Raw genomic sequence first — 15711 nt, 5'->3', positions numbered from 1 at the left:
GGAGTGGGCGGTTTGCGCTTGCGACACGATACTCGGAAAAACCCGCCGGCAGCCGGCACAGGGCCGGACGGCAGGCGGGGTCGGTAGCCTGGAGGCTTGTTGTTCGGATGGTAGCTGCCGGCGCACTGGCCGACAGGGCCCGGCTGGGGCCGGCAAGACTTGGAAAGATCCGAATTCTACCCGTCGGGGCGGTACTTATCCACAGCGGTCTGGGGCCCGTAGCCAAAAATTGTTATTGACAAACATGTAATTAAGCAATTAAATACCGCGTTTGACCTAAAGCAGGCAGCCAGAACATGAAACGCACCTACCAACCTTCCGTCGTCCGTCGCAAGCGCACCCACGGTTTTCTGGTCCGCATGAAGACCCGTGGCGGTCGTGCGGTGATCCGCGCCCGTCGTGCCAAGGGCCGTCATCGCCTCGCCGTCTGAGGTGATCGATCCCGCGGGCGCTGACGAACGATTCCTTGGCGCTCACAGACTGCACAAAACGGATGAGTTTTCATCCGTTTTTGCTTTTCGGCGGGCATTGCGCGGGCAGTACTTCATGTTGCACTACCGGCCCAACGCGCTGACAACCGCCCGGCTGGGGGTTGTCGTCGCCAAGAAGCTCGCCAAGCGGGCGAACGTGCGCAATCTGGTGAAACGCATCGCTCGCGAGCTATTCCGCCGCCAGCGCTGCGGCCTCCCGGCGCACGATCTCATCGTCCGCTTGCATGCGCCGGTGGTCAAGGCGACACGCGCCGACATCAATCGTGACCTGCTGCAGTTGTTCGGACGCCTGCCACGAACATGAAAGCTCTGCTGATCGCAATCTTCCGCGCGTACCGTTACGCGATCAGCCCGATGCTGGGGCGGAACTGCCGTTTCCACCCCAGCTGTTCCGAATACGCGATCGAGGCCGTCGAGCGCCATGGCGCATTGCGCGGCGGCTGGCTTGCGATCAAGCGGGTGGGGCGCTGCCACCCCTTCCATCCGGGCGGGTATGATCCCGTTCCCTGACCAACGACCGAATACCACGAACCCGATGGATCACCGTCGCCTCATCCTCCTCCTCGTCTTTTTCCTGTCCCTGGTCATGCTGTGGGACGGTTGGCTCAAATACTCTCGTCCGCCGGTGCAGCCCGCGGCGACGGCTGCTGCCGGCAGCACCGGCGGTGCCGTGCCGACGCCGAGCGCCGGTCTTGCCCCGGGGGCGCCTGCGCTGCCGGCGGCGCAGGCCGCGAGCGCCGCGCCGCGCGTCAAGGTGGTGACCGACGTCCTGCGTGCAGAGATTTCGGCCGAGGGCGGCAGCATCGTTCGCCTCGAACTTGAAAAGCACAAGGCCACCAACGATCGCAGCCGCGGTTTCTTGCTGCTCGACGATGGCGAGCGTCACTTCTATGCAGCGGAATCCGGCCTGATCGGTACCGGCCTGCCCAATCATCGCACCACCTACGCCCTGCCCGCGGGCGAGCAGGTTCTCAAGGACGGCGAGGACAGTCTGGTGTTGCGGCTGGAGGCGCCCGAGCAGAATGGCGTGAAGGTCGCGAAGGTGCTGACCTTCCACCGCGGCAGCTACCTGGTGGATGTGAGCTACGAGATTGCCAATGCGGGCGCCGAACCGCTCAAGGCACACGCCTATTTCCAGTTCACGCGTGACGGCAAGGCGGCCGAGCAGGTCGAGGCCTTCGGCGTGACCACCTTCACCGGCCCGGCTTTCTTCACCGACGCGGCCAAGTTCCAGAAGGTCCAGTTCGAGGAGATCGCCGAAGGCAAGGCCAAGTTCGCCAAGAATGCCAGCGACGGCTGGGTGGCGATGGTGCAGCACTACTTCGTGGGTGCCTGGCTGCCGGCGGCTGGCGTCGAGCGCGAGTTCTTTGCCCGCAAGGTGGGTGGCGACCTGTACTCGGCGGGGGCGATCCTGCCGGTGAGCGACGTTGCGCCGGGTGCGAGTGGCAAGGCCGAGGCCCGCCTCTACGTCGGTCCGCAGGAGCAGGACAAGCTCGAAGGCATCGCCCCTGGCCTCGATCTGGTGGTCGACTACGGCTGGCTGACGGTGATCGCCGCGCCGCTGTTCTGGGTGCTGTCGTGGCTGCACAAACTGACGGGCAACTGGGGCTGGGCCATCATTCTGGTGACGGTGGCACTGAAGGCGGTGTTCTTTCCATTGTCGGCGGCGAGCTACAAGTCGATGGCCAAGATGCGGGTGCTCGGTCCGCGTCTGCAGCGCATGAAGGAGCTGTACGGCAACGACAAGGCCAAGATGCAGCAGGAGATGATGAATCTCTACCGTACCGAGAAGATCAACCCGCTGGGCGGCTGCCTGCCCATCCTGGTTCAGATCCCGGTGTTCATCGCGCTGTACTGGGTGCTGTTGGGTAGCGTCGAGATGCGCCAGGCGCCGTGGCTGGGCTGGATCCAGGATCTGTCGGCCAAGGATCCATATTTCATCCTGCCTATCATCATGGGCGTTTCCATGCTGGTGCAGATGAAGCTCAACCCGACGCCGCCGGATCCGATCCAGGCCAAGGTGATGATGGCCATGCCCGTCGTGTTCACCTTCATGTTCCTGTGGTTCCCCTCCGGTCTGGTGCTGTACTGGGTGGTCAACAACGTGCTGTCCATTGCCCAGCAGTGGCAGATCACCCGGATGATCGAGGGTGCAAAGTCTGGCGCCAAGGCCGCCTGAGGCGATTGCCGCGATCGCGACGGCGCCGGGCCGGGGAGGCATCGGCGTCGTTCGCGTCTCGGGCGCTGCCTTGGCGGAGTTTGCCCGCGCGCTGACCGGCCGGGTGCCGGAGCCAAGGGTCGCGACCTTTGCGCGCTTTCGCGATGGCAGCGGACAGGCGATCGACGAAGGCATTCTGCTTTATTTCCCCGGGCCGGCTTCCTTTACCGGCGAAGATGTCATTGAGCTGCAGGGCCACGGCGGGCCAGTGGTGATGCAGATGCTGCTCGAGCGCTGTTTGGCGCTCGGAGCCCGCCTCGCCGAGCCGGGGGAGTTCACCAAGCGTGCTTTTCTGAACGGCAAGCTCGATCTGGCTCAAGCGGAGGGGGTCGCCGACCTGATCGAAGCGTCGACAGCGGCCGCTGCCCGCTCCGCACTGCGCTCGCTGGCCGGCAGTTTTTCCGAAGAAGTTCATCGTATCTGCGACGCGCTGATCGACCTGCGCATGCTGGTCGAGGCCACGCTGGATTTTCCGGAAGAGGACGTCGAATTCCTGGAAGCGGGCAGGGCAATGCCGCGTCTGGCAGCGATACGTCAGCAACTCGAGAGCCTGCTCGATCGGGCGCGGCAGGGGGCGCTGCTGCGCAGCGGCCTCAACGTGGTGCTGGTGGGGCGGCCCAACGTCGGCAAGTCCAGCCTGCTCAATCAGTTGGCCGGCGAGGAGCGGGCGATCGTCACCGACATCGCCGGGACGACGCGCGATGCGCTGCGCGAGACGATACAGATCGAGGGCATTCCCCTTCATATCATCGACACGGCGGGCTTGAGGGAAACTACGGACGCGGTCGAGCGCATCGGGATTGAAAGAACCTGGCGCGAGATCGATCGAGCCGATGTGGTGCTACAGCTCGTTTCGGCGGTCGAGTCCGGGGCCGCGGACGAGATCGATGCCGACCTGATGGCGCGCATGCCGAGCGGTGTCGAGCGCGTCGTGGTGGTCAACAAGATCGATCTTTGCGATCGTGCGCCGGAGCGGGTCGATGAAGGTGGGCAGGTCAGGCTTTACGTATCCGCCCGAGCTGGCGCGGGATTGGATCTCGTGCGCGCCGAGCTGCTACGAATTGCCGGCTGGCACGCCCACGGAGAGGACGTGATCCTGGCGCGCGAGCGGCATCTGGCCGCTTTGCGCGAAGGGCTCGCTCGCATCGCAGCAGCGGAGGCAGCTGCTGCAGTCGCGCTCGAACTCTTTGCCGAGGAGTTGCGCCTTGCCCAGGAGGCGCTCGGGGAGATCACGGGTGAGTTCTCGGCCGACGATCTGCTCGGTGTGATCTTCTCCCGCTTCTGCATCGGCAAGTGAGCCTGTCTGAACGGCGATGATGCACACCGGCAAGTCGCCGGGCATGTTAGCGCTCACACAGGTTTGCGGTTCCTGACGATATCCCGTCCCCCTTTGTTTCACGTGAAACCACAGTGATGGAAACCGACTTCCTTTTTCTAGCCTTGGGACTGGCCGCATTCTGCGCGGGCTTCGTCGACGCGGTTGTCGGCGGCGGCGGCTTGATACAAATACCGGCGCTGTTCGCCGCCTTTCCAGCAGCGTCGCCGGCGACGCTGTTCGGTACCAACAAGTTGGCGAGCATCGTCGGGACCACGAGTGCTGCGATCCAGTATTCACGCCGGGTCAGCATCCCGTGGCGGGTTGCTTTGCCGGGTGCCATCGCCGCCCTGGTGGGATCCTGGTACGGCGCGAAGGCGGTGGCGTATCTGCCGCCCACGGTGCTGCGTCCGTTGATCCTGTTGCTGTTGATCCTCGTCGCGATCTACACCTTCTTGCGTAAGGATCTCGGTACGGTTTCGACGGAGCCAGAGCATGGTCGTCGATCGACTGCGATCGCGCTGGGTATCGGTGCGGTCATCGGTTTCTATGACGGGTTCTTCGGGCCTGGCACCGGCAGTTTTCTGATTTTCCTTTTCATTCGCTTGCTGGGGATGGACTTCCTGCGGGCGTCGGTGACAGCGAAGATTCTCAATGTCGCCACCAACCTTGCGGCGATCGGATTCTTTGCAACCAACGTCGATTTGCTGTGGAAACTGGCTGGGGTGATGGCGCTGTGCAACTTGAGCGGCGCGGTCTTAGGCTCGCGCGTTGCCTTGAGGCATGGCGCAGGCTTCGTGCGCAAGATGTTCCTGGTCGTGGTCAGTGTTCTGATCGCCAAGCTGGCGTATGACACTTTCTTCGCGTGAGCCGGAGCATTCGGCGTCTCGGCAGGTGTGACGGATGTGCGTTTCACGTGGAACAAAGCAGCAGGCCGGGGCTCAGAATCCACATGAGGTATGCCGATGCGAACCGCGTTTCGGCCTATGCCTCCCTTCGGAGCAGGGTATGACCGAAACCCGTGTGGCTGATGCGTTAGGGCGAACAACGGAACTCGTCCTTGGGGGCGGGCGCCTGCTGGCGAAGGGGCGCTCGCCCTTCCAGGCTTTCGAAGTCTGGGAAACGCCGGAATTTGGCCGGCTCTATTCACTGGATGGCCATTTCATGGCTTCGGAGGCGGACGAGTTTCACGGTCATGAAAGCCTGGTCCATGTGGCTGCCATTGCTCACCCTTCGCCGCGGTGCGCTCTGGTGATAGGAGGGGGAGACGGCGCGTCCGTTCGCGAACTGCTGCGCCATCCTTCTATGGAGCGTGTTGTCGTGGTCGAGCTCGACGCCGCGGTCGTGGATCTCGGCAGGCGCTATCTGGCGAGTGTGCAGCAAGGCGTGTTCGACGATCCCCGGGTGGACCTGCGCATCGGTGACGGTTTCGACCACGTGACACGGACGGCTTCGGCTGCCAGTGCATCCTACGATCTGATCATCTTCGATCTGACTGGTGCCGATGGTCCGGCCGCAGCGTTGCACAAGGAGTCCTTCTTCCGGTTGTGCCACGGCTGTCTCAATCACGGCGGAGCGCTTGTGGTCCAGCTTGGATCTCCGTTCTATCAGCGCGCTCAGGTCGGCGCGCTGATGGCGGCGCTGTCGCGGGTCTTCCGCACGCCGAGACCTTACCTGGTCGATATCCCCTTGTATGGGGGTTCCTGGGCCATGGCCTGCGCCGCAGACGATCTCGATCCTCGTGCGCTGGACGCGGCGGAAGTCGAGCGGCGCCTGGTTGACCGCAGGATGAATACGCTGCGGCACTACAATGGCGAGCTCCATTGCGCGCAATTCGCGCTACCCAACGTACTGCGGACGGCGCTTCTCGCCGAGATGCCGGCCGCAGCCAACCAGACAGTCTCCACGTGAATACCTCCTCTCGCTCCAAACGCCCCGGGTCGCCGACCCGAAATCCAGCAGTCCGGCCAGCCGCGCCCAGGAACGAGGCCGACAAGATGCCCCGGATCGAACTGCCGGTCGACAGCCTCGGCTATGCGTTTGCCCACGCCGCGGCTCTGGTCGAGATCGTCATCGACGGCGGTAATCTGACCGACGCGTACGAGCGCGTGCTGAGGGCGCAACCGGCGTGGCCGGATGCCACCCGTGGCGCGGTCCGCGACCATGCCTGGTCCACGCTGCGCGACTATGGGCGTGGTGACGCTGTGCTGCGACATCTGCTGCATACGCCGCCGCCGTCCTTCATCCGCGCACTCTTGCTGATCGCGCTGCACAGACTGGAACAGCGTCCGGAACAGGCTCATACCATCGTCGACCAAGCGGTGGAGGCGGCGCGTGCGGTGATGCCGGGGCTGAAAGGGGTAGTCAACGGCGTCCTCCGCAACGTGCTGCGCCAAGGCACGGCGGTCGCTGCGTGGTGTGAAGCCGACGAGGCTGCGCGGTACCGTCACCCGGGGTGGTGGATTGCCCGTCTGCGTGCACAGCAGCCGCAAGCCTGGGAGGCGGTGCTCGCCGCCGGAAACCTCAATCCGCCGATGGCGCTGCGCGTCAATCGGCGTCGCGCCGGCCTGGCCGACGTCCAGTCCGAGCTTCAGGCTGCCGGGATCGCGGCGCGCGAAATCGGCGACGTCGGCCTCCTGCTTGCAGAGGCGCGGCCTGTGGCGCGTCTGCCGGGATTCGCCGAGGGCAGGGTGTCGGTCCAGGACGGAGGGGCGCAGTGGGCGGCCCGCCTGCTCGACCCTCAGCCCGGCGAGCGTGTGCTCGATGCCTGCGCGGCACCCGGCGGCAAGAGTGCGCATCTGCTCGAGCGTGCCGACATCGATCTGCTTGCCCTCGAACTCGACGCGGCGCGGGCGCAGCGGGTAGACGCCAACCTCGCGCGCCTGGGACTTGGCGCCACGGTGAAGGTTGCCGATTGCCGCGATATCAGGCGTTGGTGGGATGGGCGACCGTTCGATCGCATTCTCGCGGACGTGCCGTGCTCGGCCTCCGGCGTAGTGCGTCGTCACCCCGATATCAAATGGCTGCGACGTCGCGAGGACATCGCCAGCTTCGCGGCCCAACAGGCTGAAATCATCGACGCGCTTTGGCGCACCTTGCGGCCGGGTGGCACAATGCTTTATGCCACCTGCTCGGTGTTCGACGAGGAAAACAAGGGGCAGATCGCTCGTTTTTGCCAACAACACGCCGATGCGGAGCGCCTGCCCATCGACGGACACCCGGACCTGGTCCTGCTGCCGACTGCCGAACATGACGGCTTCTTCTACTCCCTCCTTCGCAAGGTCGGCTAAGGCCTTGCGTCGCTGGCTGCTGGGCGCCTGCCTGTGGTTGAGTGTCGCTGCCACATATGCGGCCGAAGAGGTCGCTGTGCGGCAGGCGGAGATCGTTAGCGGCGACGGAGGTTACGTCCTCAACGCCGAGATCGATGTCGAGCTCAACCCGCGTCTGGTCGACGCGATCATGCACGGGGTGGCCCTGTACTTCGTCGCCGAACTGGTGGTCGAGCGTCCCCGCTGGTACTGGCTCAACGAAATCGTCGTCAACCGGACGCTCAGCTATCGTCTGTCCTACCACGCCATCACCCGCAGTTACCGTCTCTCCGTCGGCAGCCTGCATCAGAACTTCGACAGCCTGGAGGGGGCGGTGCGTACCATGCAGCGCATCCGCAACTGGCAGGTCGCGCGTGACGAGGATCTGCGTGCCGGGGTGTCGCATGAAGTCGCGCTGCGTTTCCGTCTCGACACTGCGCTGTTGCCCAAGCCGTTCCAGGTGACTGCGATTGGCAGTCGCGACTGGAATCTCGGCACCGACTGGCAGCGCTGGACCTTCCTGCCTGGAGCGGCCGCTTCACGATGAAACGCATTACGCTCCTCGTCGCCGCCGCAGTGGCCGGCATCTCGCTTTTCCTGCTGACTTCGGCAAGCTCCAACACCGGTCTGTTCGCTACCAGCTATCCCTACCTCCTCGCGCTCAACGGGGTGGTCGCAGTTGCCCTGGCCGGACTGGTCGCCGTCCAGCTGCGCGGCCTGTGGCGGGAGTACAAGGCGCGTCAGTTCGGCTCCCGGCTGAAGTACCGCCTGATGCTGATGTTCGCTCTGATGGCGTTGGTGCCGGGTGTCGTGATCTACGCGGTATCGCTGCAGTTCGTGGTCCGCAGTATCGAGTCGTGGTTCGACGTCCGTGTCGATTCCGCCCTGGAGGGTGGAATCGCGCTTGGCCAGAATGCGCTTGATTATCTGGTCGGCCAGGTCGACAGCAAGGCTCAGGACATGGCACTCGATCTGGAGATCGAGGGAACCGTCACGCCCGGTCGGCTCAACAGGCTACGTGAGCTTGCCGGAGTCGGCAGCGTGACCGTCGTTGCGCCCAACGGCCACGTGGTTGCCACCGCTTCCGACGGTGTCGGTGACTGGATCCCCGAGCTGCCCGCGGTCGGGCAGTTGCGCCAGGCACGCCAGAGCCGCAGTCTGCATCTGGTCGACAGCCATCCCGACGGCAAGCTGGTGATCCGCGTGATCGTACCCATACCCAGCCGGTCGCTGGCGGTGGAACCCAATCTCCTGCAGCTCACCCAGGCGGTGCCGGAGACCTTCGCCCGTCATGCCGAGGCGGTGCAGGAGGCCTACCGCGACTACCAGCAGCTCACCTTGGGGCGAACCGGGCTCAATCGCATCTATACGCTGACGCTGACGCTGACGTTGCTGCTCGCACTGCTCACAGCCGTGGCGATCGCCTTCGTCCTCTCGCGCCGGCTGGTGGCACCCCTGCTGATCCTTGCCGAGGGTACCCAGGCGGTCGCACAGGGTGACTACAGTCCGCGCCAGGCCTTGCCGGCGCGCGACGAACTGGGCGTGCTGACGCAGTCCTTCAACCAGATGACGCGCCAGCTCGAGGACGCCCGTGGTGCCGCCGACCGCAACCGTGCCGCGGTGGAGTCGGCACGCGCTTATCTCGAGAGCGTGCTCGCCAACCTGTCCACCGGGGTGCTCGCCTTCGCGCCCAACGGCACGCTGCGTGCGGCCAACCACGGAGCGATGACCATCCTCGGCGACGACCTGCTCGGCTTCGAGGACATCGCACTGGCGGCGTGGCCGCGCCACATCCACTTCCGCGACGCGCTGCTCGACGGTTTCGCCACCCATGAGGGCGATTGGCACGAGCAGATCGAACTGCCAGTCAAGGACAGCACGCCGCTGACGCTGCTGATCCACGGTTCGCGCCTGCCGCAGGCCACCGGCGGCGGCTTGGTGGTGGTGTTCGACGATATCACCCGCCTCATCGCTGCGCAGCGCAATGCGGCCTGGGCCGAGGTCGCCCGGCGCCTGGCGCACGAGATCAAGAACCCGCTGACGCCCATCCAGCTTTCGGCCGAACGTCTTGCCCTCAAGCTCGCCGATCAGCTCGACGCCGACGGCCGCGACATGCTGGAGCGGTCGACGCGCACCATCGTGAACCAGGTCGAGTCGATGAAGAACCTCGTCAATGCCTTCCGCGACTACGCTCGCCTGCCTGCCCCGGTGCTGACCACGCTGGACCTCAACGCGCTGATCCGCGAGGTGCTGACGCTGTACGAGAGCTCGGCGGTGCGCATCCGTTTCGAACAGGCGAGCGATCTGCCGCCGGTGCAGGGCGACGCCTCGCAGATCCGACAGGTCATCCACAATATGCTGCAGAATGCACAGGATGCCCTCGGTGGACAGGAGGAGGGCACGGTCACCGTCATCACCCGCCGCGAGGGCGAACGCGCGGTGCTGCTGTTCCGCGATGACGGCCCCGGCTTTCCCCCGGAAGTCCTGGCGCGCGCCTTCGAACCCTATTTCACCACCAAGGCACGTGGCACCGGCCTCGGCCTGGCGATGGTGAAGAAAATCGTCGATGAACATGGCGGCGACGTGCGCGTTGCCAACCGCGATGGCGGTGGAGCGGAAGTCCGCGTCCGGCTGCGCCTGGCGGTAACCAGTGGTGAACTCTGAACAATGGCAAAAATACTCATCGTTGATGACGAAGTCGGTATCCGCGAACTGCTGTCCGAGATCCTGCGCGACGAAGGACACGACATCCAGCTCGCCGAGAATGCCGCCGCCGCCCGCGCGGCGCGCAATGCCGGACGGCCCGACATGGTGCTGCTCGACATCTGGATGCCGGACACCGATGGCATCACGCTGCTCAAGGAGTGGTCGGCCAACGGCCAGCTGACGATGCCCGTGGTGATGATGTCCGGCCATGGCACGATCGACACTGCGGTCGAGGCCACCCGCATCGGTGCGATCGACTATCTGGAAAAACCCATCGCCTTGCAGAAGCTGCTGTCGGCGGTCAAGCGCGGGCTGCAGCGGCCGGCCACGGTGGGGACGCCGTCGCCGTTGACGCTGGCCGCGTTCTCGCGCTCGCTGCCGCTGCGCGAGCTCAAGCGCCGTGTCGAGCAGATCGTCGACAACTCGCGCGTGCTGCTGCTGCGGGTGGCGCATGGCAGCCTGGCCGAGCTGGTCGCGCGTAGCGTGCAGGCGGCGGGCGCACCCTGGCTGGATCTGGGCAGCGTCAGCGCGCCCATCGACATCGGTCAGCTGCAGGCCCTGCAGGGCGGCGTACTGTTCGCCGGCGAGCTGGCCAGGCTGTCGCGTGCGCAGCAGAAGAATCTCGCCTTCGTCATCGATCGTCTCGATCGTTATGACCTTCGCATCGTCGCGGCAACCGACCGCGGCGTCGAGGCGCTGCTGGCCGAGGGCTGGGACGAGGCGCTGTTGACCCGCCTGTTCGAAGTCAGCCTCGCGCCGCCGTCGATCGCCGACGTCAAGGACGATTTGCCCGAACTGGCGACTCAGATCCTGTTGCACCTGGTCGAGGGGGGGGAGGTGCCGCTGCGCCATTTCTCCACCGCTGCACTCAATCAGCTGCGCACCCAGGCCTGGCCGGGTGGCTATGCCGAGCTGCGCGCGGCGGTGAAGTCGCTCGCGCTCGGCACGCTGGAGGACGAGATCGGCATCGCCGACGTCCGCCGCCTGTTACAGCCGCCGGTGGATTCGGGAGGGAGCGGGATCTCGCTCGACCAGCCCCTGCGTGAGGCGCGCGAAGCGTTCGAACGCATGTACTTCGAGCATCATCTGCGGCTGGAGAGCGGCAACATGACCCGCCTGGCAGAAAAGACCGGGCTGGAACGCACCCACCTCTACCGCAAGCTCAAGCAGCTCGGCCTGCAGGCCGGACGACGGCACGAAGAAGCGTGATGCCGTCCGGTCCGCCGGATCAGAGGAGGGCGCATACAGCCGAAGTCGGGACGGCGGCTACGATGGTTGCCGCGTTGCAACATTCGGTTTCAAGCCCGGCGATGCCATCGTAGAATCGCGGTCCTGAAATCAGCGGGGACGATACCCGGTGAAGATCATCATTCTCGGTGCCGGCCAGGTCGGCGCGTCGGTGGCGGAAAACCTCGTGTCGGAAGCCAACGACATCACCCTGGTCGATACCAGCCCGGACTATCTCGCCAACCTGCGCGAACGCCTCGAGATCCGCACGGTTTGCGGCAATGCCGCGTCGCCGTCGGTGCTGCGCGAGGCGGGGGCCGACGACGCCGACCTGCTGATCGCCGTCACCCAGTCGGACCAGACCAACCTCTGTGCCTGCCGCATCGCCAAGACGCTGTTCAACCTGCCGACGCGGATCGCACGCCTGCGTTCGACCGACTACGTCGACAATCCCGAGCTGCTCAACGACGACAATTTCGCGGTCGATTTCTCGATCTGCCCGGAGCAGATCGTCACCGACTACATCAAGCGCCTGATCGCCTTTCCCGAGGCGCTGCAGGTGCTGGAGTTCGCCGACGGCGTGGTCAGCCTGATCGGGGTGCGCGCCTTCGAGGGCGGACCGCTGGTCGGCCATCCGCTGAAGGCGCTGCGCTTCCATCTGCCCAACGTCGAGGTGCGTATCGCCGCCATCTACCGTAACGGCGAACCCATCATCCCGGAAGGCGACACCGTGATCGTCCCGGGCGACGAGGTGTTCTGCCTCGCCGCGACGGTCCATATCCGCCAGGTGATGCGCGAACTGCGCCGGACCGATCGGCCGATGCGCCGCATCATGATCGCCGGCGGCGGCAATATCGGCTTCCGTCTGGCGCGCTCGATAGAGCGCGACTACCACGTCAAGCTGCTCGAAGTGGACAAGCGCCGCGCCGAGATGCTCGCGACCCAGCTGTCGCATGCGCTGGTGCTCAGTGGCGACACCACCGACGAGAAGCTGCTCGAGAACGAAGGCATAGACGAGACCGACCTGTTCGTCGCCCTGACCAACGACGAGGAGGACAACATCATGTCCGCCTCGCTTGCCAAGCGCATGGGCGCACGCCGCACCCTGGCGCTGATCAATCGCAAGAGCTACGTGGATCTGGTGCAGGGCGGGCCGATCGACATCGCCATCTCGCCGGCGCACACCTCCATCGGTTCGCTGCTGGCACACGTGCGGCGCGGCGACGTGGTGGCGGTGCACAGCCTGCGGCGCGGTGCCGCCGAGGCGCTGGAGATCATCGCCCACGGTTCGCCCAAGGATTCCAAGGTGGTGGGCCGCCGCATCGAGGAGATCCCGCTGCCCAAGGGCGCGACCATAGGCGCGGTGGTGCGTGAGGAAAAGCGCGGCGACGGCAAGGTGATCCGTCGCGTCGTCATCATTCCGCACCACGACACCCTGATCGAGCGTGAAGACCACGTCATCGTCTTCTGCACGCACAAGAATCTGGTGCGCAAGGTCGAGAAGCTGTTCCAGGTCGGGTTCACCTTCCTCTGAGTCACGGGGCCAATATGCGTGCCTACTTCCCGGCGCTGAATGCGCTCGGCCTGATCATCATGATCTTCGGTCTGCTGATGGGCTTTCCGCTGGTAGTGTCGTGGTCGCTGCAGGACGGCGCCACCCTCGCCTACGATCAGGCCATCGTCACGACCTTCGTCGCCGGACTGTTGCTGTGGCTATCTACCCGCAGTCGCCGGCGCGACCTGCGGGTGCACGACGGCTTCCTGCTCGTCGCCGCCACGTGGGTGATCCTGCCCGTGTTCGGGGCCCTGCCGCTGATTGCCTACCTGCCGGGATTGTCACCCACCGACGCCTATTTCGAGGCGGTGTCCGGCCTCACCGCCACTGGCGGCACGGTGCTGACCGGTCTCGACAGCCTGCCGACCTCGATCAACCTGTGGCGCACCTTCATGCACTGGATAGGCGGCATGGGCGTGATCGTGTTGGTGGTGGCCATCCTGCCGCTGCTGGGCATCGGCGGTCGTCAGCTGTTCAAGGCGGAAGTGCCCACGCCGATGAAGGAGAGCAGTCTCACCCCGCGCATCACCGAGACCGCCAAGGGCCTGTGGCTGACCTACTGCCTGCTGACCCTGGCCTGCGGCTTCAGCCTGTGGGCGGCGGGCCTGGAAGGCTGGGATGCGGTGATACACGCCTTCTCCATCACCGGCCTCGGCGGCTTCTCCAACAAGGATGCCTCGCTCGGCCACTTCCACAATCTGAACGTCGAAGCGGTGGCGATGGTGTTCGCGCTGGCTTCGGCACTGAACTTCGCGACCCATTATCTGGCGCTGGCGCGGCGCTCGATCACGCCTTACCTGCGCGACCCCGAGATCCCCTTCTTCTTCGGCGTGCTGTTGTTCAGCATCGTACTGCTCACCGTTTACCTGATGCAGTTCAAGGTGCATGCCGACCTCTTCACCACGGTGCGTTACGTCGCCTTCCACGTGGTGTCGATCTCGACCTCGCTCGGTCTGGCAACCTACGACTACACGGTGTGGCCGATGTTTGCACAGATCTGGGTGCTCTTCCTCGGCAGCTTCATCGCCTGCTCCGGCTCGGCCGGCGGCGGCATCAAGATGATGCGGGCCATCATCCTGTACAAGCAGGTGCTGCGCGAGATCATCCGCTCGCTGCACCCGAACGCCGTGAGGCCAGTGCGGCTGGGCAGCCAGCCGGTGTCCGAGGGCATCCTGCATGCCGTGCTGGGCTTCAGTTTCATCTACATGGTCACCATCGTCACCCTGACGCTGGTGCTGTCCGCGACCGGGCTGGAACTGATCACCGCCTTCTCGGCGGTGGTGGCCTGCCTCAACAACACCGGTCCGGGGCTGGATGCGGTCGGTCCGGCGTCCAACTACCAGGCGCTGAGCGATTTCCAGACCTGGGTGCTGGCGTTCACGATGATTCTCGGCCGCCTCGAGATCTTCACCTTCCTGGTGGTGCTGACGCCGAGTTTCTGGCGGCGTTGAGCCGGCAGGGGCCGGGCGGTTCGCTTTCTGGGCGATAATCGCGGTTTATTCCGCATCGGCCGGACGAGAGGAACCGACGTGAGCCGCCTGAAAAACGATACCTTCCTGCGGGCGCTGCTGCGCCAGCCCACCGAATACACGCCTGTCTGGCTCATGCGCCAAGCGGGTCGTTACCTGCCGGAATACTGCGAAACGCGCAGGCGCGCCGGCAGTTTCCTGCAACTGTGCAAGAGTCCGGCGATGGCCTGCGAGGTCACGCTGCAGCCACTGGCGCGCTACGACCTCGACGCGGCGATCCTGTTCTCCGACATCCTTACCGTGCCGGACGCGATGGGGCTGGGCCTGTACTTCGCCGAAGGCGAGGGGCCGCGCTTCGAGCGCCCGCTGCGCGACGAGTGGGAGATCCGCAACCTGTCGGTGCCCGATCCGCATGCCGAACTGCAGTACGTGATGGATGCGGTGGCCGAGATCCGCCGTGCGCTCGATGGCAGCGTGCCGCTGATAGGCTTCTCCGGCAGTCCGTGGACCCTGGCCTGCTACATGGTCGAAGGCGGTTCGTCGGATGACTATCGTCGCATCAAGACCATGGCCTACAGTCGGCCCGACCTGTTGCATCACATCCTCGGCGTGACCGCCGACGCGGTGGTTCAGTATCTCAACGCGCAGATCGAGGCCGGCGCCCAGGCGGTGATGGTGTTCGATTCCTGGGGCGGGGTGCTTGCCGAGGCGGCTTACCGCGAGTTCTCGCTGCGCTACCTGCAGCGCGTGGTCGACGGCCTCATTCGCGAACGTGACGGCCAGCGCGTACCCAGCATCGTGTTCACCAAGGGCGGCGGCATCTGGCTGGAGTCGATCGCCGCCATCGGCAGCGACGCCGTCGGTCTCGACTGGACGATGGACATCGGCCGCGCCCGTCAATTGGTGGGTGACAAGGTGGCCCTGCAAGGCAATCTCGATCCGTCCATTCTGTTCGCACCGCCGGACGCAGTCGCCGCCGAGGCCCGCAGGGTGCTCGACGCCTACGGCCCGAACCCGGGACATGTGTTCAATCTGGGCCACGGCATTTCCCAGTTCACCCCACCGGAAAGCGTCAGCGTGCTGGTTGACACGGTGCACGAACACAGCCGCAAGTTGCGTGCTGGCCTTGGGGCATAAGCGACAACACCGACATGCGCCGTCGACGGTGTCGATAGCGTTCCCTGTCAAGCGGGGAATTCGCAATTTCCCGCTTGACTTATGCACACCGATCCGATTTTTTTCGGCTTCGATGCACTGGCATGGTGCGTTATGCATTGAAACGGCAAGGCATTGAAAATAAATGAAAATTTTGTTGCGCAATGTTAAGGCAAAGTGACAGAAAGGCTTGTACGGCGCAGGATTGAGGCTGATTCACCCAGCTTTCCCACAAACTTATCCACAGCTTTTGTGGACAAGCCTCCA

The 15711-nt window shown here is 64.9% G+C and carries 14 protein-coding genes; all 14 read left to right on the top strand.

What is annotated here, in order from left to right:
* Positions 1-296: 296 nt before the first annotated feature.
* Entirely contained in the window at positions 297-431 is a 135-nt protein-coding gene (rpmH, locus tag CJ010_RS25065; RefSeq protein ID WP_002926183.1) for a 50S ribosomal protein L34, read from the top strand.
* A 1-nt stretch (position 432) separates the two neighbouring features.
* Complete coding sequence (rnpA, locus tag CJ010_RS25060) at positions 433-795, top strand: ribonuclease P protein component (protein WP_205754857.1); 363 nt, start codon at positions 433-435, stop codon at positions 793-795.
* A complete protein-coding gene (yidD, locus tag CJ010_RS25055) occupies positions 792-1001 on the top strand; it encodes a membrane protein insertion efficiency factor YidD (RefSeq protein ID WP_141020512.1) in 210 nt (69 codons plus the stop codon). The genes rnpA and yidD overlap by 4 nt, the downstream gene beginning before the upstream one ends.
* A 25-nt stretch (positions 1002-1026) precedes the next feature.
* On the top strand, positions 1027-2670 hold the full coding sequence (yidC, locus tag CJ010_RS25050) for a membrane protein insertase YidC (protein ID WP_141020511.1): 1644 nt from the start codon (positions 1027-1029) through the stop codon (positions 2668-2670).
* Positions 2642-4006, top strand: coding sequence for a tRNA uridine-5-carboxymethylaminomethyl(34) synthesis GTPase MnmE (gene mnmE, locus CJ010_RS25045; RefSeq protein ID WP_141020510.1), 1365 nt, complete (start codon positions 2642-2644; stop codon positions 4004-4006). Before yidC ends, mnmE begins: the two co-directional genes overlap by 29 nt.
* A 116-nt stretch (positions 4007-4122) precedes the next feature.
* Positions 4123-4893 carry a TSUP family transporter gene (locus tag CJ010_RS25040; RefSeq protein ID WP_141020509.1) on the top strand — a complete coding sequence of 257 codons (771 nt, stop codon included), beginning with the start codon at positions 4123-4125 and terminating at the stop codon, positions 4891-4893.
* A gap of 139 nt (positions 4894-5032) precedes the next feature.
* A complete protein-coding gene (speE, locus tag CJ010_RS25035) occupies positions 5033-5935 on the top strand; it encodes a polyamine aminopropyltransferase (protein WP_141020508.1) in 903 nt (300 codons plus the stop codon).
* Positions 5936-6021: 86 nt separating this feature from the next.
* Positions 6022-7314, top strand: coding sequence for a 16S rRNA (cytosine(967)-C(5))-methyltransferase RsmB (gene rsmB, locus CJ010_RS25030; RefSeq protein ID WP_141020507.1), 1293 nt, complete (start codon positions 6022-6024; stop codon positions 7312-7314).
* On the top strand, positions 7274-7879 hold the full coding sequence (locus CJ010_RS25025; RefSeq protein WP_205754856.1) for a DUF4390 domain-containing protein: 606 nt from the start codon (positions 7274-7276) through the stop codon (positions 7877-7879). The genes rsmB and CJ010_RS25025 overlap by 41 nt, the downstream gene beginning before the upstream one ends.
* Positions 7876-9996 (top strand): ATP-binding protein, encoded by a 2121-nt coding sequence (locus CJ010_RS25020; RefSeq protein ID WP_141020506.1) that lies wholly within the window; start codon positions 7876-7878, stop codon positions 9994-9996. Before CJ010_RS25025 ends, CJ010_RS25020 begins: the two co-directional genes overlap by 4 nt.
* Positions 9997-9999: 3 nt before the next feature.
* Complete coding sequence (locus CJ010_RS25015; RefSeq protein ID WP_141020505.1) at positions 10000-11247, top strand: sigma-54 dependent transcriptional regulator; 1248 nt, start codon at positions 10000-10002, stop codon at positions 11245-11247.
* Between the two features lie 148 nt (positions 11248-11395).
* Positions 11396-12799: a Trk system potassium transporter TrkA gene (trkA, locus tag CJ010_RS25010; protein ID WP_141020504.1), complete on the top strand. Its 1404-nt coding sequence runs from the start codon at positions 11396-11398 to the stop codon at positions 12797-12799.
* Positions 12800-12813: 14 nt separating this feature from the next.
* The gene (locus CJ010_RS25005) at positions 12814-14271 is read left to right on the top strand and encodes a TrkH family potassium uptake protein (protein WP_141020503.1); all 1458 of its coding nucleotides are present in this window, start codon (positions 12814-12816) and stop codon (positions 14269-14271) included.
* Between the two features lie 78 nt (positions 14272-14349).
* Positions 14350-15426, top strand: coding sequence for a uroporphyrinogen decarboxylase (gene hemE, locus CJ010_RS25000; RefSeq protein ID WP_141020502.1), 1077 nt, complete (start codon positions 14350-14352; stop codon positions 15424-15426).
* Positions 15427-15711: the final 285 nt, after the last annotated feature.

The organism is Azoarcus sp. DD4 (assembly GCF_006496635.1).
Lineage (GTDB): Bacteria > Pseudomonadota > Gammaproteobacteria > Burkholderiales > Rhodocyclaceae > Azoarcus.
Note: the sequence above shows the minus strand (reverse complement) of the source record. Positions and strands in the feature narration are given on the sequence as shown.

Coding starts and splice junctions, on each gene's coding strand:
- rpmH (WP_002926183.1), top strand. CDS start 297: ATGAAACGCACCTACCAACCTTCCGTCGTCCGTCGCAAGCGCACCCAC.
- yidD (WP_141020512.1), top strand. CDS start 792: ATGAAAGCTCTGCTGATCGCAATCTTCCGCGCGTACCGTTACGCGATC.
- yidC (WP_141020511.1), top strand. CDS start 1,027: ATGGATCACCGTCGCCTCATCCTCCTCCTCGTCTTTTTCCTGTCCCTG.
- CJ010_RS25040 (WP_141020509.1), top strand. CDS start 4,123: ATGGAAACCGACTTCCTTTTTCTAGCCTTGGGACTGGCCGCATTCTGC.
- speE (WP_141020508.1), top strand. CDS start 5,033: ATGACCGAAACCCGTGTGGCTGATGCGTTAGGGCGAACAACGGAACTC.
- rsmB (WP_141020507.1), top strand. CDS start 6,022: ATGCCCCGGATCGAACTGCCGGTCGACAGCCTCGGCTATGCGTTTGCC.
- CJ010_RS25025 (WP_205754856.1), top strand. CDS start 7,274: ATGACGGCTTCTTCTACTCCCTCCTTCGCAAGGTCGGCTAAGGCCTTG.
- CJ010_RS25020 (WP_141020506.1), top strand. CDS start 7,876: ATGAAACGCATTACGCTCCTCGTCGCCGCCGCAGTGGCCGGCATCTCG.
- CJ010_RS25015 (WP_141020505.1), top strand. CDS start 10,000: ATGGCAAAAATACTCATCGTTGATGACGAAGTCGGTATCCGCGAACTG.
- CJ010_RS25005 (WP_141020503.1), top strand. CDS start 12,814: ATGCGTGCCTACTTCCCGGCGCTGAATGCGCTCGGCCTGATCATCATG.